This window comes from Klebsiella sp. GW_Kp182, assembly GCF_040062275.1.
Classification (GTDB): Bacteria; Pseudomonadota; Gammaproteobacteria; order Enterobacterales; family Enterobacteriaceae; genus Klebsiella; species Klebsiella michiganensis.
In genome coordinates this window covers 50,304-72,218 of record NZ_JBEAFQ010000001.1, presented here as the reverse complement: position 1 = coordinate 72,218, position 21,915 = coordinate 50,304, and the positions used below count along the sequence as shown (strand labels likewise).

General features: G+C 55.7%; 22 protein-coding genes. 15 read left to right on the top strand and 7 right to left on the bottom strand.

The window, feature by feature from the left end; translation table 11 throughout:
• The first annotated feature begins 27 nt into the window (after window positions 1-27).
• Entirely contained in the window at window positions 28-273 is a 246-nt protein-coding gene (locus tag ABLU88_RS00335; RefSeq protein WP_012542206.1) for an excisionase, read from the top strand.
• The gene (locus ABLU88_RS00330; RefSeq protein WP_014228877.1) at window positions 254-1,381 is read left to right on the top strand and encodes a site-specific integrase; all 1,128 of its coding nucleotides are present in this window, start codon (window positions 254-256) and stop codon (window positions 1,379-1,381) included. Before ABLU88_RS00335 ends, ABLU88_RS00330 begins: the two co-directional genes overlap by 20 nt.
• A 117-nt stretch (window positions 1,382-1,498) precedes the next feature.
• Here ABLU88_RS00330 and icd read toward each other — a convergent pair whose 3' ends face one another.
• Complete coding sequence (gene icd, locus ABLU88_RS00325) at window positions 1,499-2,749, bottom strand: NADP-dependent isocitrate dehydrogenase (protein WP_014228876.1); 1,251 nt, start codon at window positions 2,747-2,749, stop codon at window positions 1,499-1,501.
• Window positions 2,750-2,985: 236 nt separating this feature from the next.
• Here icd and rluE point away from each other — a divergent pair, with 236 nt between their 5' ends.
• From rluE to purB, 5 genes are read left to right on the top strand one after another with little or no spacing between them, the layout of a single operon-like run.
• Window positions 2,986-3,651: a 23S rRNA pseudouridine(2457) synthase RluE gene (gene rluE, locus ABLU88_RS00320; protein ID WP_348836076.1), complete on the top strand. Its 666-nt coding sequence runs from the start codon at window positions 2,986-2,988 to the stop codon at window positions 3,649-3,651.
• A 9-nt stretch (window positions 3,652-3,660) separates the two neighbouring features.
• Window positions 3,661-4,137, top strand: a complete 477-nt coding sequence (locus ABLU88_RS00315; RefSeq protein WP_025106932.1) for an NUDIX hydrolase — start codon at window positions 3,661-3,663, stop codon at window positions 4,135-4,137.
• 38 nt (window positions 4,138-4,175) lie between these two features.
• Window positions 4,176-5,282 (top strand): tRNA 2-thiouridine(34) synthase MnmA, encoded by a 1,107-nt coding sequence (gene mnmA / locus ABLU88_RS00310; RefSeq protein WP_004849976.1) that lies wholly within the window; start codon window positions 4,176-4,178, stop codon window positions 5,280-5,282.
• 59 nt (window positions 5,283-5,341) lie between these two features.
• The gene (gene hflD / locus ABLU88_RS00305) at window positions 5,342-5,983 is read left to right on the top strand and encodes a high frequency lysogenization protein HflD (protein ID WP_004131471.1); all 642 of its coding nucleotides are present in this window, start codon (window positions 5,342-5,344) and stop codon (window positions 5,981-5,983) included.
• Between the two features lie 3 nt (window positions 5,984-5,986).
• Window positions 5,987-7,357, top strand: coding sequence for an adenylosuccinate lyase (gene purB, locus ABLU88_RS00300; RefSeq protein ID WP_004131470.1), 1,371 nt, complete (start codon window positions 5,987-5,989; stop codon window positions 7,355-7,357).
• 64 nt (window positions 7,358-7,421) lie between these two features.
• Here the strand turns inward: purB and ABLU88_RS00295 are convergent, their stop codons facing one another.
• From ABLU88_RS00295 to ABLU88_RS00285, 3 genes are all read right to left on the bottom strand, one after another.
• Complete coding sequence (locus tag ABLU88_RS00295; protein WP_047724083.1) at window positions 7,422-7,784, bottom strand: cupin domain-containing protein; 363 nt, start codon at window positions 7,782-7,784, stop codon at window positions 7,422-7,424.
• An 83-nt stretch (window positions 7,785-7,867) separates the two neighbouring features.
• Complete coding sequence (locus ABLU88_RS00290) at window positions 7,868-8,674, bottom strand: AraC family transcriptional regulator (RefSeq protein ID WP_348836075.1); 807 nt, start codon at window positions 8,672-8,674, stop codon at window positions 7,868-7,870.
• A 78-nt stretch (window positions 8,675-8,752) separates the two neighbouring features.
• On the bottom strand, window positions 8,753-9,982 hold the full coding sequence (locus ABLU88_RS00285; protein WP_348836074.1) for an MFS transporter: 1,230 nt from the start codon (window positions 9,980-9,982) through the stop codon (window positions 8,753-8,755).
• A 99-nt stretch (window positions 9,983-10,081) separates the two neighbouring features.
• On the opposite strand from ABLU88_RS00285, the gene ABLU88_RS00280 reads away from it, so the two are divergent.
• From ABLU88_RS00280 to ABLU88_RS00265, 4 genes are all read left to right on the top strand, one after another.
• Window positions 10,082-10,528 carry a helix-turn-helix domain-containing protein gene (locus ABLU88_RS00280; RefSeq protein WP_009653498.1) on the top strand — a complete coding sequence of 149 codons (447 nt, stop codon included), beginning with the start codon at window positions 10,082-10,084 and terminating at the stop codon, window positions 10,526-10,528.
• Window positions 10,529-10,613: 85 nt separating this feature from the next.
• Window positions 10,614-11,288, top strand: a complete 675-nt coding sequence (phoP, locus tag ABLU88_RS00275) for a two-component system response regulator PhoP (protein ID WP_004101181.1) — start codon at window positions 10,614-10,616, stop codon at window positions 11,286-11,288.
• Window positions 11,285-12,751, top strand: coding sequence for a two-component system sensor histidine kinase PhoQ (gene phoQ / locus ABLU88_RS00270; RefSeq protein WP_148851348.1), 1,467 nt, complete (start codon window positions 11,285-11,287; stop codon window positions 12,749-12,751). The genes phoP and phoQ overlap by 4 nt, the downstream gene beginning before the upstream one ends.
• Before the next feature lie 86 nt (window positions 12,752-12,837).
• Window positions 12,838-13,959 carry a cupin domain-containing protein gene (locus ABLU88_RS00265; RefSeq protein ID WP_004849969.1) on the top strand — a complete coding sequence of 374 codons (1,122 nt, stop codon included), beginning with the start codon at window positions 12,838-12,840 and terminating at the stop codon, window positions 13,957-13,959.
• Between the two features lie 55 nt (window positions 13,960-14,014).
• On the opposite strand, the gene pepT is transcribed toward ABLU88_RS00265, so the two are convergent.
• Entirely contained in the window at window positions 14,015-15,244 is a 1,230-nt protein-coding gene (pepT, locus tag ABLU88_RS00260; RefSeq protein ID WP_032749571.1) for a peptidase T, read from the bottom strand.
• 257 nt (window positions 15,245-15,501) lie between these two features.
• On the opposite strand from pepT, the gene potA reads away from it, so the two are divergent.
• The 4 genes from potA to potD are packed head-to-tail and all read left to right on the top strand — an operon-like array spanning window position 15,502 to window position 19,304.
• A complete protein-coding gene (gene potA / locus ABLU88_RS00255; protein ID WP_148851347.1) occupies window positions 15,502-16,638 on the top strand; it encodes a spermidine/putrescine ABC transporter ATP-binding protein PotA in 1,137 nt (378 codons plus the stop codon).
• Entirely contained in the window at window positions 16,622-17,479 is an 858-nt protein-coding gene (gene potB / locus ABLU88_RS00250) for a spermidine/putrescine ABC transporter permease PotB (protein ID WP_004849963.1), read from the top strand. The genes potA and potB overlap by 17 nt, the downstream gene beginning before the upstream one ends.
• Window positions 17,476-18,261, top strand: a complete 786-nt coding sequence (gene potC, locus ABLU88_RS00245) for a spermidine/putrescine ABC transporter permease PotC (protein WP_004849960.1) — start codon at window positions 17,476-17,478, stop codon at window positions 18,259-18,261. Before potB ends, potC begins: the two co-directional genes overlap by 4 nt.
• The gene (potD, locus tag ABLU88_RS00240) at window positions 18,258-19,304 is read left to right on the top strand and encodes a spermidine/putrescine ABC transporter substrate-binding protein PotD (protein WP_049070293.1); all 1,047 of its coding nucleotides are present in this window, start codon (window positions 18,258-18,260) and stop codon (window positions 19,302-19,304) included. Before potC ends, potD begins: the two co-directional genes overlap by 4 nt.
• Before the next feature lie 56 nt (window positions 19,305-19,360).
• Here the strand turns inward: potD and ABLU88_RS00235 are convergent, their stop codons facing one another.
• Window positions 19,361-19,642, bottom strand: coding sequence for a hypothetical protein (locus ABLU88_RS00235; RefSeq protein WP_014228867.1), 282 nt, complete (start codon window positions 19,640-19,642; stop codon window positions 19,361-19,363).
• Window positions 19,643-19,896: 254 nt separating this feature from the next.
• Complete coding sequence (tkt, locus tag ABLU88_RS00230) at window positions 19,897-21,900, bottom strand: transketolase (RefSeq protein ID WP_221691025.1); 2,004 nt, start codon at window positions 21,898-21,900, stop codon at window positions 19,897-19,899.
• Between the last annotated feature and the right edge of the window lie 15 nt (window positions 21,901-21,915).

Sequence of the window (21,915 nt, the reverse complement as noted above, 5' to 3'; positions counted from 1 at the left end):
GCAATGGGCCATGATGAGGTAAAACATATGCTCCAGATGTTAACCCTTGAAGAGTGGGCAAACGAGAAATACAGAAGCAATCCTCCAAGTGTTTCCACTCTCAGGAATTATGCTAAACAGAATATGTTTTCTCCCCCAGCCAAAAAAGAAGGTCGATTCTGGCGCGTCAGGGAGGATGCTGAGTTGGTCGGTACATTGACCACTCCTGTAGTAAAGAAAAGCGACCCTGTTCTTTTGCAGAGGATTTTGAACGATGGCTGCCAGACCACGTAAAAATAATATATCTATTCCAAATTTATACCCGCTCTTCAGCAGAAAGGTTAATAAAGTATATTGGCGTTATAAGCACCCGATAACTGGTAAGTTTCATAGTCTAGGAACAGACGAAGCAGAGGCCACGGCAATAGCTATTGAAGCAAATAAAAGACTGGCGGAACAACAAACCCGCCAGATAATGGCAATCACTGACAGAATTTCCACCAGCTCAGGAAAATCAATATCAACTAACACCTGGCTTGAACGTTACTGGAAGATTCAGCAGGAAAGATTGAAGTCCGGAGATATTAAAGAAAACACTATCAAACAAAAAGCAAAACCAGTATCTCTGCTTAAGGAACGGGTAGGAATGAAATTAATATCCGCTGTCAATGTTCGAGATGTTGCGCAAATTCTTGATGAATATTTAGCAGAGGGACAACCCAGAATGGCTCAGGTCATTCGCTCTGTCCTAATAGATGTTTTTAAAGAAGCTCAGCATGCGGGAGAAGTACCTCCTGGTTATAACCCTGCACTAGCAACTAAACAACCTCGTAGAAAGATCACTCGCCAGCGCCTCACTCTTGAGGAATGGCAAAAGATTTTTGATATAGCCGATGAAAATCACAAATACATGGGGAACGCCATGCTTTTAGCCATAGTAACAGGACAGCGACTAGGTGATATATCCCGTATGAAATTCTCGGACATCTGGGACGATCATCTACACGTTGAGCAAGAGAAAACCGGAAGCAAAATCGCTATACCATTAGCTCTGCGTTGCAACGCAATCAACTGGAGCCTCCGAGATGTAATCAGTCGTTGCCGGGATTATGCAGTAAGCCCTTATTTGGTTCATTTCTTTAGAACCACCTCACAGGCTGAGCGAGGAGCACAGGTGAAACCCAGAACACTGACCATGAATTTCAGCAAGGCAAGAGACAGTGCAGATATTGACTGGGGACAAGGTACACCGGCAACTTTCCATGAACAAAGATCGCTTTCCGAGCGGTTATATAAAGCCCAAGGTATAAACACGAAAGATTTACTTGGACATAAAACTCAACAACAAACGGATAGGTACCATGATGATCGTGGGAAGGGGTGGACAACGGTGGCCTTATGAGGTTTTTCGGGAGGGGTTTTGATAACTTGTTTTGATAAAATTTTGATAACCGTTCGAAAACTAATAATAAAAACGGGAACCACCAGGTTCCCGTTCTGACATAATCTGGGGGCCAGATTACATGTTCGCGATAATCGCGTCGCCAAACTCTGAACATTTCAGCAGTTTAGCGCCTTCCATCAGACGTTCAAAGTCATAGGTCACGGTCTTGGCGGCGATAGCACCTTCCATGCCTTTGACGATCAGGTCTGCGGCTTCGAACCACTGCATGTGGCGCAGCATCATCTCAGCGGACAGGATGATGGAACCTGGGTTCACTTTGTCCTGGCCGGCATATTTCGGCGCAGTACCGTGGGTGGCTTCAAACAGCGCGCACTCGTCACCGATGTTCGCACCAGGGGCAATACCGATACCGCCAACCTGCGCCGCCAGGGCATCAGAGATATAGTCACCGTTCAGGTTCATACAGGCGATAACATCGTATTCCGCCGGACGCAGCAGGATCTGCTGCAGGAAGGCGTCGGCGATAACGTCTTTAACGACGATCTCTTTCCCGGTGTTCGGGTTTTTAATCTTCAGCCACGGGCCGCCGTCAATCAGCTCACCGCCGAACTCTTCGCGTGCCAGCTGGTAACCCCAGTCTTTGAACGCGCCTTCGGTGAATTTCATGATGTTGCCTTTGTGCACCAGAGTCAGAGAATCGCGATCGTTGGTGATAGCGTATTCGATGGCGGCGCGAACCAGGCGTTTAGTGCCTTCTTCAGAGCACGGCTTGATGCCGATACCGCAATGTTCCGGGAAGCGAATTTTCTTCACGCCCATTTCATCGCGCAGGAATTTGATCACTTTATCTGCTTCAGCAGAATCGGCTTTCCACTCGATACCGGCGTAGATGTCTTCAGAGTTTTCGCGGAAGATAACCATATCGGTCAGTTCAGGATGCTTAACCGGGCTCGGGGTACCCTGATAATAACGAACCGGGCGCAGGCAAACGTAGAGGTCCAGTTCCTGACGCAGAGCAACGTTCAGAGAACGGATGCCGCCACCGACTGGGGTGGTCAGAGGGCCTTTGATAGCAACACGATATTCACGAATCAGATCAAGAGTTTCGGCAGGCAGCCAGACATCCTGGCCATAAACCTGGGTCGATTTTTCACCGGTGTAAACTTCCATCCAGGAAATTTTACGCTCGCCCTTATAGGCTTTCTCAACGGCAGCATCAACCACTTTCAGCATCGCCGGAGTCACGTCAACGCCGATACCATCACCTTCGATGAACGGGATAATCGGGTTATTAGGGACGTTCAGCTTGCCGTTTTGCAGGGTGATTTTTTGACCTTCCGCCGGAACTACTACTTTGCTTTCCATTAACCTCTCCTTCGAGCGCTTCTGGTTCTGCTCTTCCCTCTTCACGCTAGCCGGGCGTTGGCTTTACTCGCCCACTCCCGTCATCGGAATATGCCGCTAACCGGAGATTTCGCGTCCGTGTCGCCTTCCTGTAATGCGAATCGGTTTGAGCAACCTTTTTGTTAATAAGTTGTAATGAGCATGTCAATACTACCTGAATGTTTGCATCCATGAAAGGCATTCGTAATTAGGCTATAATGCGGCAATTGATTGAGTCTGAAAATACCATGCAAAAAACTTCATTTAGAAAACATCGCGTTGAGCGATTCAGCACGCAACAAGTCACCAGACAACGCAAAGAACGCCAGCCAAAAACTGTGATCTTGTTCAATAAACCATACGATGTATTGCCGCAATTTACCGATGAAGCCGGCCGCAGCACGCTGAAAGATTTTATTCCGGTTGCCGGCGTCTACGCTGCCGGTCGGTTGGATCGCGATAGCGAAGGCCTGCTGGTACTGACCAACGACGGCGCGCTGCAGGCGGCGCTCACTCAACCGGGTAAGCGCACCGGTAAAATTTATTATGTTCAGGTGGAAGGTGAGCCCACGGCGGACGCGCTGGCCGCGCTCCGCGACGGCGTCACGCTTAATGACGGCCCTACTCTGCCCGCCGGCGTGGAGCGGGTTGCGGAACCAGAGTGGCTGTGGCCGCGGAATCCGCCCATCCGCGAGCGCAAATCTATCCCCACCAGCTGGCTGAAAATCACCCTCTATGAGGGACGCAACCGCCAGGTACGGCGGATGACCGCCCACGTCGGCTTTCCGACGCTGCGCCTGATTCGCTACGCGATGGGCGGCTATACGCTGGATGGCCTGGCCAACGGCGAATGGCGTAAAACCGACTCACCGCATCCATCATAAGGAAAACCAATGTTTAAGCCGCACGTCACCGTCGCCTGCGTGGTTCACGCGAAAGGCAAATTCCTGGTAGTTGAAGAAACGATCAACGGAAAAGCGCTGTGGAACCAGCCTGCAGGTCACCTCGAAGCCGACGAAACCCTGGTTCAGGCCGCAGAGCGCGAGCTCTGGGAAGAGACCGGCATTCGCGCGACGCCGCAGCACTTTCTTCGCCTGCATCAGTGGATAGCCCCGGATCGCACCCCGTTTTTGCGCTTCCTCTTTACTATCGAGCTTAACGATACGTGCGTCACCGAGCCCCATGATAGCGATATCGATCGCTGCCTGTGGCTCAGTGCCGAGGAAATTCTTAACGCAACAAACCTGCGTTCTCAACTGGTTGCTGAGAGCATTCGCAGCTATCAGCAGGATCCGCGCTACCCGCTGTCGCTCATCGGCGAATTTAACTGGCCGTTTACAGGGGGTGCCTCGACGGATGACGCGTGCTAGAATACGCCGCCTCGAAGTTCAATGTAGTGAGTATTCCAATGTCAGAAAGCCAGAAAAAAGTGATCGTCGGCATGTCCGGCGGGGTTGATTCCTCAGTTTCCGCTTACCTGCTGCTCCAGCAAGGGTATAAGGTGGAAGGCCTGTTCATGAAGAACTGGGAAGAAGACGACGGCGAGGAATACTGCACCGCAGCGGCGGATCTTGCCGACGCGCAGGCCGTTTGCGATAAGCTGGGAATTGAACTTCACACCGTCAACTTTGCCGCAGAATACTGGGACAACGTATTCGAATTGTTCCTTGAAGAATATAAAGCCGGCCGCACGCCGAACCCGGATATTCTGTGCAATAAAGAAATTAAATTTAAAGCCTTCCTCGAATTTGCCGCAGAAGACCTCGGTGCTGACTACATCGCCACCGGGCACTACGTGCGCCGCGCCGACGTTAACGGCAAGAGCCAGCTGCTGCGCGGCCTCGACGGTAACAAAGACCAGAGCTACTTCCTTTATACTCTCAGCCACGAACAGATCGCGCAAAGCCTGTTCCCGGTAGGAGAGCTGGAAAAGCCGCAGGTGCGTAAAATCGCCGAAGAGCTGGATCTCATCACCGCGAAGAAAAAAGACTCGACCGGTATCTGTTTTATCGGCGAACGTAAATTCCGTGAATTCCTTGGCCGCTACCTGCCCGCCCAGCCGGGTAAAATTATCAGCGTTGACGGCGACGAAGTTGGCGAGCACCAGGGCCTGATGTACCACACGCTGGGTCAGCGTAAAGGCCTGGGCATCGGCGGCATCAAAGACGGCGGCGAAGACCCGTGGTACGTGGTCGACAAAGACGTCGAAAACAATATTCTGATTGTCGCCCAGGGCCACGACCATCCGCGTCTGATGTCCGTGGGGTTGATTGCTCAACAGCTGCACTGGGTAGACCGCGAGCCGCTGACCGGCACGCTGCGCTGCACGGTGAAAACCCGCTACCGCCAGACCGATATCCCCTGCAGCGTAAAAGCGCTGGATGACGACCGCATTGAAGTGATCTTTGATGAGCCGGTTGCCGCCGTCACGCCTGGCCAGTCTGCGGTCTTTTACCGCGACGAAGTCTGCCTCGGCGGTGGGATTATCGAACAGCGCTTGCCGCTGCAGGCTTGACAGACATATTAGCCGCGGAATGCCTCAACCGGGTATTCGGCGGTTTACAAGGAGAATGTGTGGCGAAGAATTATTATGACATTACGCTGGCGCTGGCCGGCGTTTGCCAGGCCGCGCGTCTGGTTCAGGAACTGGCGCACCAGGGGCATTGCGATAGCGACGCCCTGCATGTGTCGCTGAACAGCATCATCGACCTCGACCCGGATTCAACGCTGGCGGTGTTCGGTGGTAGTGAAGCCAATCTTCGTCTCGGGCTGGAAACTCTCATTGGCGTGCTGAATACCAGCAGTCGCCAGGGACTGAACGCCGAACTCACCCGCTATACTCTAAGCCTGATGGTGCTCGAGCGTAAGCTTGCCGCCAGCAAAGGGGCCATGGATACCCTCGGCAACCGTATCGGTGGCCTGCGCCGTCAGCTTGAACATTTCGATCTGCAATCCGAGACCCTGCTCAGCGCAATGGCCGGCATCTATGTTGATGTCATTAGCCCGCTGGGCCCGCGGATTCAGGTGACCGGCTCTCCAGCCGTGCTGCAAAGCCCTCAGGTTCAGGCGAAGGTTCGCTCTGCCCTGCTGGCAGGTATTCGCTCCGCGGTGCTCTGGCACCAGGTCGGCGGCGGACGTCTGCAGCTGATGTTTTCCCGTAATCGTCTGGTTAACCAGGCAAAACAAATTCTTGCTCATTTAACCCCGGAGTTGTGATCTATGGAATTATCCTCACTGACCGCCGTTTCCCCAGTCGACGGCCGCTACGGCGACAAAGTCAGCGCGCTGCGCGGTATCTTCAGCGAATTCGGTTTGCTGAAATTCCGCGTTCAGGTAGAAGTGCGTTGGTTGCAAAAACTGGCCGCGCACGCAGCGATCAAGGAAGTTCCTGCTTTTGCTGCCGACGCAAACGGTTACCTTGATAAAATCGTCGCCGATTTTAGCGTAGAAGATGCAGAGCGCATCAAAACGATCGAGCGTACCACCAACCACGACGTCAAAGCGGTTGAGTATTTCCTCAAGGAAAAAGTCGCCGACGTGGCAGAACTGCACGCGGTCTCCGAGTTTATCCACTTCGCCTGCACCTCCGAGGACATCAACAATCTGTCCCACGCGCTGATGCTGAAAACCGCCCGCGACGAAGTGATCCTGCCATACTGGCGCAAGCTGATCGACGCGGTTAAGGACCTGGCGGTACAGTATCGCGATATCCCGCTGCTTTCCCGCACCCACGGCCAGCCGGCCACGCCGTCCACCATGGGTAAAGAGATGGCGAACGTCGCTTACCGTATGGAGCGCCAGTATCGTCAGCTGAATCAGATTGAAATTCTTGGCAAAATCAACGGCGCGGTGGGGAACTATAACGCCCACATCGCCGCCTACCCGGAAGTCGACTGGCACCAGTTCAGCGAAGAGTTCGTCACCTCGCTGGGTATCCAGTGGAACCCGTACACCACCCAGATTGAACCGCACGACTATATCGCCGAGCTGTTTGACTGCGTCGCCCGCTTCAACACCATCCTGATTGATTTCGATCGTGACGTGTGGGGCTATATCGCGCTCAACCATTTCAAGCAGAAGACCATTGCCGGCGAAATCGGCTCTTCCACCATGCCGCATAAAGTGAACCCGATCGACTTCGAGAACTCCGAAGGCAACCTCGGTCTGGCCAATGCGGTGATGCAGCATCTGGCAAGCAAACTGCCGGTTTCCCGCTGGCAGCGCGACCTGACCGACTCCACCGTCCTGCGTAACCTCGGCGTGGGCATTGGCTACGCGCTGATCGCGTATCAATCCACCCTGAAAGGCGTGAGCAAGCTGGAGCTGAATCAGGACCGCCTGCTGGATGAACTGGACCACAACTGGGAAGTTCTGGCCGAGCCGATTCAGACCGTCATGCGTCGCTACGGCATCGAGAAGCCGTACGAGAAGCTGAAAGAGCTGACCCGCGGCAAGCGCGTTGATGCCGAAGGCATGCAGCAGTTCATCGACAGCCTGGCGCTGCCGGAAGCGGAAAAAGTTCGCCTGAAGGCCATGACCCCGGCTAACTATATCGGCCGCGCGACCACCATGGTTGACGAACTGAAGTAAGCCTTTCCACCCTCTTTCCGCTCAGGAAAGAGGGTTTTATCTCCCTTCCCCGCCCGCGCGAACGTTAAATCCAGACGTCATTCACCGCGGTGCGTTCTCCGCCCTCGTGCCCGGTATTCAGGACGCCGCGTGGCTCAATCAGCATAAGTTTGGTTTCCGTTTCCGCTGAGGTTTTATGTTCAACGCCGCGGGGTACAACGATCATCTCACCGGCCTGCAGCAGCAGACAGTTATCGCGAAAATCCAGGCGCAACACGCCCTCCAGTACGATCAACGTTTCATCCGTTTCCGGGTGGCTATGCCAGATAAAGTCGCCGAGGATCCTGACCACCTTGAACTGATAGTCATTCATTTCAGCCACCACCTTCGGCTGCCATTGCTCGGTAAAGAGGGTGAATTTCTGCGCAATATTAATCGATTGATACATAAGCTGACTCCTTGTGATAAAGGCTGTCAGCATAGATAAGGTCCTGGCCGCAAAGATTGAACGATTGTGCAACTCGCGACGCATTATGCGCGGACAAACCTGAGCCAGCGGCCGGGAGAGAGGCCAAAGCGGCTGATGAACTGGCGCGTCATATGGCTTTGATCGGCAAAGCCTGCATGCGCTGCGATATCCGCCAAATTATCCCCAGCCAGCATCCGCTGGCGGCAAAAATCGAGGCGCCGCATCATCACGTAACGCCAGGGGCTGGCGCCAAACAGCGCTCTGAAATCACGGCTCAGGCTCCAGCGGTCTCTGCCGCTGACGTTCGCCAGGGTGTCGAGGGTGATATTCTGCGCAAAACAGGCGTGGATATACTCCCGGGCCCTTTCCGCGGCGGGATAATCGAAGGCCCAGCGTCGAAAGCGCTGGCCGCCGACAGCGGCCAGGGTCTGCGCCAGATCGTAAAGCGCATCTTCCTCCTCCAGAGGCGCGAAGACCGCATCGACGTCTTTCAGCAACGGCAGCGCAGCGCGCAGCAATCGCGGATCGCTGGAAATGCCGCCGGGGATAAAGGGCAATGGCCTGCCGCCGAGGATCTGTTGAATCAGCGCGGGCTCAATATAAACCATCCGGTAGCGAAATCCCTCTTCGGTCCCGGCATCGCCGTCATGGACCTCATCGGGGTGCAAAACCATCGTTCCGCCAGGAAGGCTATGCTGCAGACCTCCGCGATAGTGAAAACGTTGCACGCCGGAGATCGTCTGGCCAATGGCGTAGGTGTCATGCCGGTGAGGCTCATAGCCGTGACCGCCGAAAAAGGCTTCGATACGCTCAATCCGGGTGGGCGACTGCGCTAAGCGGACCCAATCCGCACGTTGATATTGCGACATGATTTACGCTCCCGCGCGCCATGAAAAACAACGCCTGCTATATTACACAAAAAATTAACATCACCCACGCGCTCTCCGCTAACCTTCTCTACCGTCATGGCTCGACATCACGCCACGGGTCATCAACCAGAACAGCAGCGCCAGCAGACTGACCGAAGCCCCCAGCAGGCAAACGCCCTGCCATCCCGCGCGCGCATATATCGCTGTCGTACTCACCGCGCCCAAACCGCTGCCAAGCGCATAAAACAGCATATACAAACCGACCAGCCTGCTGTGCGCTTCGGGACGGGTACGGAAAATCATGCTTTGATTGGTGACATGCAGCGCCTGACCGCCGAGATCCAGCAGTACAATGCCGACCAACAGCGCCGCGGGCGACCATGCCATCAGCGACAGCGGCCACCAGGCTATCAGCAACATCACCAGAGCCGCGGCGCTGGTGCGCTGCCCATATCCGCGATCGGCCCATTTACCGGCACGCCCCGCTGCCAGAGCGCCGATGACCCCGACCAGGCCCAGGGCGCCAATCTCAGTATGGGAAAAGCGAAAGGGCGGAGCGGTTAATGGCAAAACCAGCGCACTCCAGAAGATATTGAAAGCGGCAAACATCAGTAATGCCAGCACGCCGCGCACCTGAAGCACTTTTTCCTGGCGCAGCAGAGCCAGCATGGATATCAACAGCCGCGGATAGCTCAGGGGGTTCGGCGCAGCCGCCAATACCGGCAGCCGACGCCACAGCGGAAGCGCAATGCCCAGCATCAGTAAAGCGGCCAAGATGTACACCCCGCGCCAGCCGAAGAGATCGCTAATCGACCCGGAGAATACCCGCGCCAGCAGCAGCCCGATAAATACTCCGCTTTGCGCAGCGCCCACCACGCGTCCCTGTTCATGGGGCGCGGCGGCGCTGGCGGCATACGCGATTAGCCCCTGGGTCATCGCGGTACCCAGCAGGCCAACGGCAAGCATACAGCCCAATAGCATCACGGCGGTGGAAGCCATACTCACCGCCGCCAGGGCAGCGATCAGTAAAATCACCTGCGTCGCCATCAGGCGGCGGCGATTCACCCTGTCGCCCAGCGGTACCAGCAGTAGCAACGCCATTGCGCAGCCAATCTGGGTCGCCGCAATCACCCCGCCAATCGCGGCGTCGCCGATCGCAAAATCTCGCGCTAGCGCGTCGAGCAGCGGTTGCGCGTAATACACGTTTGCCACGCTCAGGCCGCTGGCGATAGCAAACAGCCAGACCAGGCTGCAAGGCATAACCGTTTGCGGATCGCTTAGCGTTGGAGATATCAGTGTCGCTTTCATGATGCCCACCTTGGTTATCTGGTTTCAAAATAAAACCAGTTGAAGACTAGAACATCAAGTTTTAAAATGCAACTACTTACCAGGCCGTTCGGAGAGCCCATGCCAGCGCGTGAAAAAATGAAAAACGAAACCTGCCCCGTCGCCCGAAGCGTGGATATTATCGGCGATCGCTGGTCCTTGTTGATTGTACGCGACGCCTTTGATGGCATACGCCGCTTCAGCGATTTTCAGCGAAGCCTCGGTATGGCGCGTAATATTCTCTCTGACCGTCTGCACAAATTGGTAAACTCAGGTATTCTCACTATGCAATCCGCCTCGGATGGCACGGCTTATCAGGAATACGTACTGACGGCAAAAGGAGAGCGTTTGTTCCCCGTTGTCGTTGCGCTACGCCAGTGGGGAGAGCTGCATCTGTTTGCCCATGGGGAACCCCATTCCGTACTGATCGATAAACGTACGCTGCGCCCGATACCGATGATGTCGCCCGCTGCCGAAGATGGACTCGTCCTCACCGCCCAAGAGACCGAGGTACAAAAAATCGAATAAAATTCTTTATTTAACAGCTGTTTATATTAAAGGTGTATAATAAACGCTAAACTGTTCAATATCATAAATAAAATGGAGAACTGGCATGCGCGTACTCGTGGTTGAGGATAACGCTCTGCTGCGCCACCACCTGAAAGTTCAGCTGCAGGAGCTGGGACATCAGGTCGATGCGGCGGAAGACGCAAAGGAAGCGGATTACTATCTGGGTGAGCACGTTCCGGACATCGCCATCGTCGATCTTGGCCTGCCGGATGAAGACGGCCTTTCGCTGATTCGTCGCTGGCGCAGCCACGACGTGTCGGTGCCGGTGCTGGTGCTGACCGCCCGCGAAGGCTGGCAGGATAAGGTTGAGGTCCTGAGCGCCGGAGCGGATGATTACGTCACTAAGCCGTTCCATATCGAAGAGGTTGCCGCCCGCATGCAGGCGCTTCTGCGGCGTAATAGCGGCCTGGCATCACAGGTTATCTCCATTCCGCCTTTCCAGGTGGATCTGTCGCGTCGCGAGCTGTCGGTCAACGACCAGCCCATCAAGCTGACGGCATTTGAATACACCATTATGGAAACCCTGATCCGCAATCGGGGCAAAGTGGTCAGCAAAGATTCGCTGATGCTGCAGCTCTATCCCGACGCCGAGCTGCGCGAAAGCCATACCATCGATGTGCTGATGGGACGATTGCGCAAAAAAATACAGGCTGAGTATCCGCAGGATGTGATTACCACCGTGCGCGGTCAGGGCTATCTGTTCGAACTGCGCGGATGAAAGGGGTGCTGCGGCATATTCTGCCGCTGTCGTTACGCGTTCGCTTTCTGCTGGCGACGGCCGCCGTAGTGCTGGTGCTGTCACTCTCCTATGGCATGGTCGCGCTGGTGGGGTATAGCGTCAGTTTCGATAAAACCACCTTCCGCCTGCTGCGCGGCGAGAGCAATCTGTTCTATATGCTGGCGAAATGGGAAAACAACACCATCGATGTTGATATCCCCGAAAACCTGAATATGCAAAGCCCCACGGTGACGCTCATTTACGACGCCCACGGCCAGCTGCTGTGGGCACAGCGCGACGTACCCTGGCTGGTAAAACGTATTCAACCGGACTGGCTCAAAAACAACGGCTTTCACGAAATTGAGGCCGACGTTGACAGCAGCAGTATGCTGCAGCACAACAACCACGAGATTCAACAACAGCTGGACGCCATTCGGCAAGAGGACGATGGCTCCGAAATGACCCACTCGGTGGCGATCAATATCTATCCGGCCACCAGTACCATGCCGCAGCTCAGTATCGTGGTTGTCGACACCATTCCGGTAGAGCTTAAGCGCTCCTACATGGTGTGGAGCTGGTTTATCTATGTCCTCGCGGCTAACCTGCTGCTGGTGATCCCGCTACTGTGGGTCGCGGCATGGTGGAGCTTGCGCCCTATCGAATCGCTGGCCAAAGAGGTGCGCGAACTGGAGGAGCATCACCGCGAGATGCTCAATCCGAATACCACCCGCGAGCTGACGCGGCTGGTCAGCAATCTCAACCGCCTGCTGAAAAGCGAACGCGAACGCTATGATAAATACCGCACGACGCTGACCGACCTCACCCACAGTCTGAAAACCCCGCTTGCGGTGATGCAGAGCACGCTGCGTTCCATGCGCGGTGAGAAAATGAGCGTCAATGAAGCAGAGCCGGTGATGCTGGAGCAGATTAGCCGCATCTCGCAGCAGATTGGCTACTATCTGCACCGCGCCAGCATGCGCAGCGGCGGTTCGCTGCTCAGTCGCGAGCTGCATCCCATCGCTCCGCTCCTCGATAGCCTGACCTCGGCGCTGAATAAGGTCTATCAACGTAAAGGCGTGAACATTACCCTGGATATCTCGCCGGAAATCAGTTTTGTCGGTGAAAAGAATGATTTTATGGAGGTTATGGGCAATGTGCTCGATAACGCCTGTAAATACTGCCTTGAGTTTGTGGAAGTCTCCGTCCGGCAGACCAACGACAACCATCTGCATATTCTGGTTGAAGATGATGGCCCGGGGATCCCCGCCGCGATGCGCAGCGCGGTGTTCGACCGCGGCCAGCGCGCAGATACGCTGCGCCCCGGACAGGGCGTCGGTCTCTCGGTTGCCCGCGATATCGTAGCCCAGTACGATGGCCGCATCCTCGCCGAAGAGAGCCTGCTCGGCGGCGCCTGCATGGAAGTTATTTTTGGTCGCCAGGCCCTGGAAGATAAAGAGAGCTAAAACAGTCGGTTTTTTAACGGCGCCTGCATCATGCTGGTGCCGCATCCGTTATAATCCCTAACAGACACCTGCTGTGGAATATAAATATGGATTATCAATTAACGCTTAACTGGCCCGACTTTATCGAACGCTACTGGCAAAAACGCCCGGTGGTGCTGAAACGGGGCTTTGCTAATTTCGTCGATCCGTTAAGCCCGGACGAGCTGGCCGGACTGGCGATGGAGAGCGAAGTCGACAGCCGCCTGGTCAGTCATCAGGACGGTAAATGGCAGGTTAGCCACGGCCCCTTTGAGAGCTACGATCACCTGAGCGAGAATAACTGGTCGCTGCTGGTACAGGCAGTCAATAACTGGCATCAGCCAACGGCGGCGCTCATGCATCCGTTCCGCGCCCTGCCCGACTGGCGCATCGACGATCTGATGATCTCGTTTTCCGTCCCCGGCGGCGGCGTCGGTCCGCATCTCGACCAGTACGATGTGTTTATCATTCAGGGTACCGGCCGCCGCCGCTGGCGCGTGGGTGAAAAAGTGCCGATGAAACAGCACTGCCCGCACCCGGACCTGCTGCAGGTCGACCCGTTTGAAGCCATCATTGATGAAGAGATGGAGCCGGGCGATATTCTGTATATTCCGCCGGGGTTCCCGCACGAAGGCTACTCGCTGGAAAACTCGCTCAACTATTCAGTTGGCTATCGCGCGCCTAACGCGCGTGAGCTGTTCAGCGGCTTTGCTGATTATATTTTGCAGCGTGAACTGGGCAGCCAGCGTTACGCCGACCCGGACGTACCGTCTCGCGAGCACCCTGCGGATATTCTGCCCGCGGAGCTGGATCGCCTGCGCGATATGATGCTGGGGCTGATTAATCAGCCGGAGCACTTTAAGCAGTGGTTCGGCGAATTTATCACCCAGTCCCGGCACGAGCTGGACGTGGCGCCGCCGGAGCCACCGTACCAGCCGGATGAAATTTACGATGCCCTGCAGCAGGGAGATAAGCTGACGCGTCTTGGGGGCCTGCGCGTGCTGCGGATTGATGGCGAGGTATTCGTCAACGGCGAGAAGATCAACTCTCCGCACCGTCCGGCGCTGGATGCTCTGGCAACCCACCTGACGCTAAACGCTGAGCATCTCGGCGATGCGCTGGAAGATCCCTCCTTCCTCGCCCTGCTGGCCGCGCTGGTCAACAGCGGCTACTGGTTCTTTGAGGACTGAGTCTTCGACTGCCCGGTGACGGCTGACGCCTCACCGGGCCCGTAGCTTATAGCCTTCATGCGCCTCGTTTCGCCGTCAGCTCCGCAATACGTACAATCACCTGCACCGCCTTCTCCATGCCTTCAAGCGTCACAAACTCATGCTTGCCGTGGTAGTTATAGCCGCCGGTAAACAGATTCGGACACGGCAGCCCCATGAAGGAGAGCTGCGCGCCGTCGGTACCGCCGCGAATCGGCTTCATCTGCGGATCGATCTGGCAATCCACCATCGCCTGGCGGGCAATCTCCACCACGTGCGGGTGCGCCATCACCTTTTCATGCATATTGTAATAGCTGTCTTCGATGACCAGCTCAATATAGCAATCCGGATGCAGCCCCTTGCCGACCTTTTTGGCGATCTCCATCATTTTGCGCTTGCGGGCCTCAAACTGCTTGCGGTCAAAATCGCGGATGATGTAGTGCATATCGGCCCGATCGACCGTGCCTTTGATGCTGGCCAGATGGTAGAAGCCCTCATAGCCTTCGGTGGTTTCCGGCGCTTCGTCCGCAGGGACTTCGGCATGAATGCGCGCCGCCAGCGACAGCGCGTTGACCATCACCCCTTTCGCCGTACCGGGATGAACATTGTTGCCAACGATCTTAATCGTCACCGACGCGGCGTTAAAGTTCTCGAACTCCAGCTCACCCACGCCGCCACCGTCGACGGTATAGGCCCAGCAGGCGTCAAACGCGGCAACATCGAAATGCTTCGCCCCTTTGCCCACCTCTTCATCTGGGGTAAAGGCCACGCGAATATCGCCGTGAGGAATATTCTTCGCCTTTAGCGTCGCCAGCGCGGTCATGATCTCTGCGATACCGGCTTTATCATCGGCGCCGAGGAGCGTTTTACCATCGGTGGTGATCAGCGTCTGCCCGAGCAGCTGGTGCAGTATCGGGAACATCACCGGCGAGAGGACCTCATCGCCAATACCAAGCGCGATATCGCCGCCGCGATAGTTTTCTACGATCTGCGGATTCACGTTCTTGCCGCTGAAGTCAGGCGACGTATCGACATGAGAAATAAAGCCAATGGCCGGAATATCACCCTCAACGTTAGCTGGCAGGGTGCCCATGACCGTCCCTTTCTCACTCAGCGTCACATTCACCAGTCCCATTTCTTGCAGCTGCGCCTGAAGCAGACGTAGCAGCTTCCACTGACCTTCCGTGCTCGGTACCTGACGCACGCCCGGTTTCGACTGCGTGTCTAAAGAAACGTACTGCAAAAAACGCTCAAGCAATTTATCCATGTAGCCACCCTCTTCTTTTGTGACAACATTATTGATAAGCCGGAAAAACCAAATATTGCGTCAGGTCATTTTTAGCCCGGCAAATGAGAATTTAATACATTTCACACGATAATGTTGTAAAGGTAGTTCATCATGGCGCATCAATCATTGGCGATTACAATCGTTTGCCGTAGAATGCTCGGCCTTATTATTTTATGTGCAAAACCAAAGGTGGTTAACCACAAACCCCGCATCGGTAAGCTTTCCGCTGCGTCTACATGGGACAGAGTCGAAAATTGAATACACAACCGCGTTCGCGTTCTCCGCTGGTTCATCTGGCGGGAATTCGCAAAAGCTTTGATGGTAAAACGGTTATCTCCGACCTCAATCTGACCATCAACAACGGTGAGTTTCTCACCCTGCTTGGCCCCTCTGGCTGCGGTAAAACAACCGTTCTTCGTCTTATCGCCGGACTGGAAAGCGTCGATAGCGGCCAAATCCATCTCGAAGATCACGATATCACCCATATCCCGGCGGAAAACCGCCATGTGAACACCGTCTTTCAAAGCTATGCGCTGTTTCCGCACATGACGGTGTTTGAAAACGTCGCCTTCGGCCTGCGTATGCAGAAAACCCCGACGGTGGACATCGCGCCCCGCGTCCACGATGCCCTGCGCATGGTGCAGCTTGAAGCGTTTGCTCAACGTAAACCGCATCAGCTGTCCGGCGGCCAGCAGCAGCGCGTGGCGATTGCCCGCGCGGTGGTGAACAAACCGCGCCTGCTGCTGCTTGATGAATCCCTCTCCGCCCTTGATTATAAACTGCGCAAGCAGATGCAGAACGAACTGAAGGCGCTGCAGCGTAAGCTCGGCATCACCTTCGTCTTCGTGACCCACGATCAGGAAGAAGCGCTGACCATGTCCGACCGTATCGTGGTGATGCGCGAGGGTAAAATCGAGCAGGACGGTACGCCGCGCGAAATCTACGAAGAACCGAAAAACCTGTTCGTCGCCAGCTTTATCGGCGAAATCAACATTTTCAGCGCCACGGTCATTGAACGGATTGACGATCGGCGGGTGCGCGCCAGCGTCGAAGGCCGCGAGTGCAATATCTACGTCAACTTCGCCGTTGAAAAAGGCCAGCGGCTTAACGTTCTGCTGCGCCCGGAAGACCTGCGCGTGGACGAGATCCACGACAGTAATGACGCCGATGGCCTGATAGGCTATATCCGCGAACGCAACTATAAAGGCATGACGCTGGAATCGGTGGTTGAACTGGAAAACGGTAAAATGGTGATGGTCAGCGAATTCTTTAATGAAGACGACCCTGATTTTGACCACTCGCTCGACCAGAAAATGGCCATTAACTGGGTAGAAAGCTGGGAGGTTGTGCTGGCCGATGAAGAACACCAGTAAATTCCAGAATGTGGCGATCGCCACCATCGTGGGCTGGCTTGTGCTGTTTGTCTTTCTGCCCAACCTGATGATCATCGCCACCAGCTTTCTGACCCGCGACGACACCAACTTCGTCAAGCTGGTCTTTACGCTGGACAACTACGCGCGCCTGCTCGACCCGCTCTACTACGACGTGCTGCTGCATTCGTTGAATATGGCGCTGCTGGCGACGCTGGCCTGCCTGGCGCTCGGCTACCCTTTCGCCTGGTTCCTGGCCAGGCTACCGGAGAAGGTGCGCCCGCTGATGCTGTTTCTGCTGATCGTGCCGTTCTGGACCAATTCGCTGATTCGTATCTACGGCCTGAAGATTTTCCTCAGCACCAAGGGCTACCTTAATGAATTTTTGCTGTGGCTGGGTATCATCGATACGCCGCTGCGCATCATGTACACCCCCTCGGCGGTGATTATCGGCCTGGTCTATATTCTGCTGCCGTTTATGGTGATGCCGCTCTACTCGAGCATCGAGAAGCTCGACCGCCCGCTGCTGGAAGCGGCAAAAGACCTTGGCGCCGGTAAGCTACAAACCTTTATCCGTATCATCATTCCGCTGACCATGCCGGGGATTATCGCCGGCTGCCTGCTGGTGATGCTTCCGGCTATGGGGCTGTTCTACGTTTCCGACCTGATGGGCGGCGCGAAGAACCTGCTGATTGGTAACGTGATTAAGAGCCAGTTCCTCAACATCCGCGACTGGCCGTTTGGCGCGGCGACCAGCATCACGCTTACGCTGGTGATGGGCCTGATGCTGCTGATTTACTGGCGCGCGGCGCGTTTACTGAATAAAAAGGTGGAACTGGAATGATCGGTCGACTGCTGCGCGGCGGCTTTATGACCGCTATTTACGCGTATCTCTATATTCCCATTATTATTCTGATCGTTAACTCGTTTAACAGTTCACGCTTTGGCATTAACTGGCAGGGTTTTACCACCAACTGGTATAGCCTGCTGATGAATAACGACAGCCTGCTGCAGGCGGCGCAGCACTCGCTGACCATGGCGGTGCTCTCGGCGACCTTTGCTACGCTTATCGGCTCGCTGACCGCCGTGGCGCTGTACCGCTATCGCTTTCGCGGCAAGCCGTTCGTCAGCGGGATGCTGTTCGTGGTGATGATGTCGCCGGATATCGTGATGGCGATTTCGCTGCTGGTGCTGTTTATGCTGATCGGTATTCAGCTGGGATTCTGGTCGCTGCTGTTTTCCCACATCACCTTTTGCCTGCCCTTCGTGGTGGTCACGGTATTTTCGCGCCTGAAAGGTTTTGACGTGCGGATGCTGGAAGCAGCGAAAGATCTCGGCGCCAGCGAACTGACCATTCTGCGAAAGATCATTTTGCCGCTGGCGCTGCCCGCGGTGGCCGCAGGGTGGCTGCTGAGCTTTACCCTGTCGATGGATGATGTGGTGGTCTCTTCATTCGTCACCGGGCCGGGTTATGAGATCCTGCCGCTGAAGATCTATTCGATGGTTAAAGTTGGGGTATCGCCGGAGGTTAATGCGCTGGCGACCATTCTGTTGGTTCTGTCGCTGGTGATGGTTATTGCCAGCCAGATAATTGCACGTGATAAAACTCAGGGGACGTTAAAATGAAAAAATGGTCACGCCACCTGCTCGCTGCGGGCGCTCTGGCAGTCGGTATAAGCGCCGCGCACGCGGACGATAGCAAAACGCTCTATTTCTACAACTGGACCGAGTATGTCCCGCCGGGGCTGCTGGAGCAGTTCACCAAAGAGACCGGCATCAAGGTGATCTATTCGACCTACGAGTCGAACGAAACCATGTACGCCAAGCTCAAAACCTATAAAGACGGCGCCTACGACCTGGTCGTGCCTTCCACCTACTTCGTCGACAAAATGCGTAAAGAGGGCATGCTGCAGAAGATCGACAAGAGCAAACTGAGCAACTTCAGCAATCTTGACCCTGAAATGCTCAACAAACCGTTCGACCCCAACAACGACTACTCCATTCCGTACATCTGGGGCGCGACGGCCATTGGGGTGAATAGCGAAGAGATCGATCCGAAGACCGTCACCAGCTGGGCGGATCTGTGGAAACCCGAGTATAAGAGCAGCCTGCTGCTGACCGACGACGCGCGCGAAGTGTTCCAGGTCGCGCTGCGTAAACTGGGCTACTCCGGTAATACCACCGATCCGAAAGAGATTGAAGCGGCCTATAACGAGCTGAAAAAACTGATGCCGAACGTCGCGGCGTTCAACTCCGATAACCCGGCGAACCCGTATATGGAAGGCGAGGTCAACCTTGGCATGGTATGGAACGGCTCCGCGTGGGTTGCGCGTCAGGCCGGTACGCCGCTGGAAGTGGTGTGGCCGAAAGAAGGCGGCATCTTCTGGATGGATAGCCTGTCGATTCCGGCAAACGCCAAAAACGTCGATGGCGCGCTGAAGCTGATCAACTTCCTGCTGCGCCCGGAAGTGGCCAAACAGGTAGCGGAAACTATCGGCTACCCGACGCCAAACCTTGCCGCGCGGAAGATGCTAAGCCCGGAAATCGCTAACGATAAATCGCTCTACCCGGACGCCGCAACGATTCAGAAAGGCGAATGGCAGAACGATGTCGGCAGCGCCAGTACGCTTTATGAAGAGTATTATCAGAAGCTGAAAGCGGGTCGTTAATCACCTCACAGGTCGGGTAGCATGGTGCTTACCCGACCGCTTCAGGAAGTGCGTTTCTAGCTTCTCAACGGATGAATTCTTGATTTAACCAGCGCGTCTTCAACGTCAAAATCGGCCAGCGGGTAGTTGGTCGCCACCAGATAAAATCGCCCATCCTGCGCCGGATATTCATGGACATTGTAGTTCACCATTTTTGGCTGCTCGGCAGAGGTATCTCCCCGGACGGAACAGGCGGCGTATTTCGAACGGACCCGGAGAGAGTGGCTTTTAATATCCCTGTGGATTTCGCCGTGATGCTCGTCGCCGAGGATCAGGTAGTCAACATATTCAGTGGCCATGGTGTTATTCCTTCTCTGTTGTCCGAGTGAAGAAACATGCCACAAATGTCTGTCTGATACTGTTTTGTTAATCACAGTGTTACATATATGTGAAATGCAAAATCAAAATATTAACGGCCAAAATAATACCAGCGCTGCCGCTCTGGCAACGGTGTGAGGCACGGCGAAGACAGGCTTTTCCCCCGGAGGCGGTGCTGCGCGCCTGTCCGGGCTACCCGACCGCGCTGGCCCGTAACCCGGAGGCGGTAAAAGAACTACAGCAGCGCTTTCGCTTTCGCGACCACGTTGTCCACGGTGAAGCCAAACTCTTCAAACAGCTGCTCCGCCGGCGCAGACTCACCGAAGGTGGTCATGCCAACGATCGCGCCATTCAGGCCCACGTATTTGAACCAGTAGTCGGCGATACCCGCTTCGATGGCCACGCGCGCAGAGACGGCTTTCGGCAGCACGGCTTCACGGTAAGCGGCATCCTGCTTGTCGAACGCGTCGGTGGACGGCATGGAAACCACGCGCGCCTTCACGCCTTCGGCTGTCAGTTTTTCGTAAGCGCCAACCGCCAGCTCCACTTCAGAACCGGTGGCGATGAAGATCAGCTCCGGCTGTCCCGCGCAGTCTTTCAGCACGTAGCCGCCGCGGGCGACGTTCGCCAGCTGCTCTTCGGTACGCTCCTGCTGCGCCAGGTTCTGACGGGAGAGGATCAGCGCGGTCGGGCCGTCCTGACGCTGCACGCCGTATTTCCACGCAATGGCGGATTCCACCTGGTCGCACGGACGCCATGTTGACATATTCGGGGTGACGCGCAGGGAAGCCACCTGCTCAACCGGCTGGTGCGTCGGGCCGTCTTCGCCCAGACCGATGGAGTCGTGGGTGTAGACCATCACCTGACGCTGCTTCATCAGCGCCGCCATACGTACCGCGTTACGCGCGTACTCGACGAACATCAGGAAGGTGGAGGTGTACGGCAGGAAACCGCCGTGCAGGGCGATGCCGTTGGCAATCGCGGTCATACCGAATTCGCGCACGCCGTAGTGGATATAGTTACCGGCAGCGTCTTCGTTGATGGCCTTAGAGCCGGACCACAGGGTCAGGTTACTTGGCGCCAGGTCAGCGGAGCCGCCGAGGAACTCAGGCAGCAGCGGGCCGAAGGCTTCAATGGCGTTCTGGGACGCTTTACGGCTGGCGATTTTCGCCGGGTTAGCCTGCAGCTTCGCGATGAATTCGTTCGCTTTCGCGTCTAAATCAGCCGGCATCTCACCTTTCATACGGCGGGTAAACTCGGCGGCTTCCTGCGGGAAGGCTCTGGCGTAGGCGGCGAATTTCTCGTTCCACGCGGACTCTTTCGCCTGGCCGGCTTCTTTCGCATCCCACTGGGCATAGATTTCAGACGGGATTTCAAACGCCGGGTGTTTCCAGCCGAGCGCTTCGCGGGTCAGCGCGATTTCCGCGTCGCCCAGCGGCGCGCCGTGGGAGTCGTGGGTACCGGCTTTGTTCGGCGAACCGAAACCGATGATGGTTTTGCACATCAGCAGGGACGGTTTGTCGGTAACCGCACGCGCTTCTTCTACCGCGCGTTTAATCGAGTCAGCATCGTGACCGTCAACGCCGCGCACCACGTGCCAGCCGTAGGCTTCAAAACGCTTCGCGGTGTCATCGGTGAACCAGCCTTCCACGTGACCGTCGATAGAGATACCGTTGTCGTCATAGAACGCCACCAGCTTGCCCAGTTTCAGGGTACCGGCCAGGGAGCATACCTCGTGAGAGATACCTTCCATCATGCAGCCGTCGCCCATGAACGCGTAGGTGAAGTGGTCAACAATGTCGTGGCCCGGGCGGTTGAACTGCGCCGCCAGAGTTTTCTCCGCGATGGCCATACCAACCGCATTCGCAATACCCTGCCCCAGCGGACCGGTGGTGGTTTCCACGCCCGCGGTGTAGCCGACTTCCGGGTGACCCGGCGTTTTAGAGTGCAGCTGACGGAAGTTCTTCAGCTCTTCAATCGGCAGATCATAACCGGTGAGGTGCAGCAGGCTGTAAATCAGCATGGAACCGTGGCCGTTGGACAGGACAAAACGGTCGCGGTCGGCCCATGACGGGTTCTGCGGGTTATGATTCAGGAAATCACGCCACAGGACTTCGGCAATGTCAGCCATACCCATCGGGGCACCCGGGTGGCCGGATTTGGCTTTCTGTACTGCGTCCATGCTCAGGGCTCGCAGCGCGTTGGCGCACAGGCTGCGGGTGGTTTTTGTGGTATTCATAAGTCTCTTTTCCTG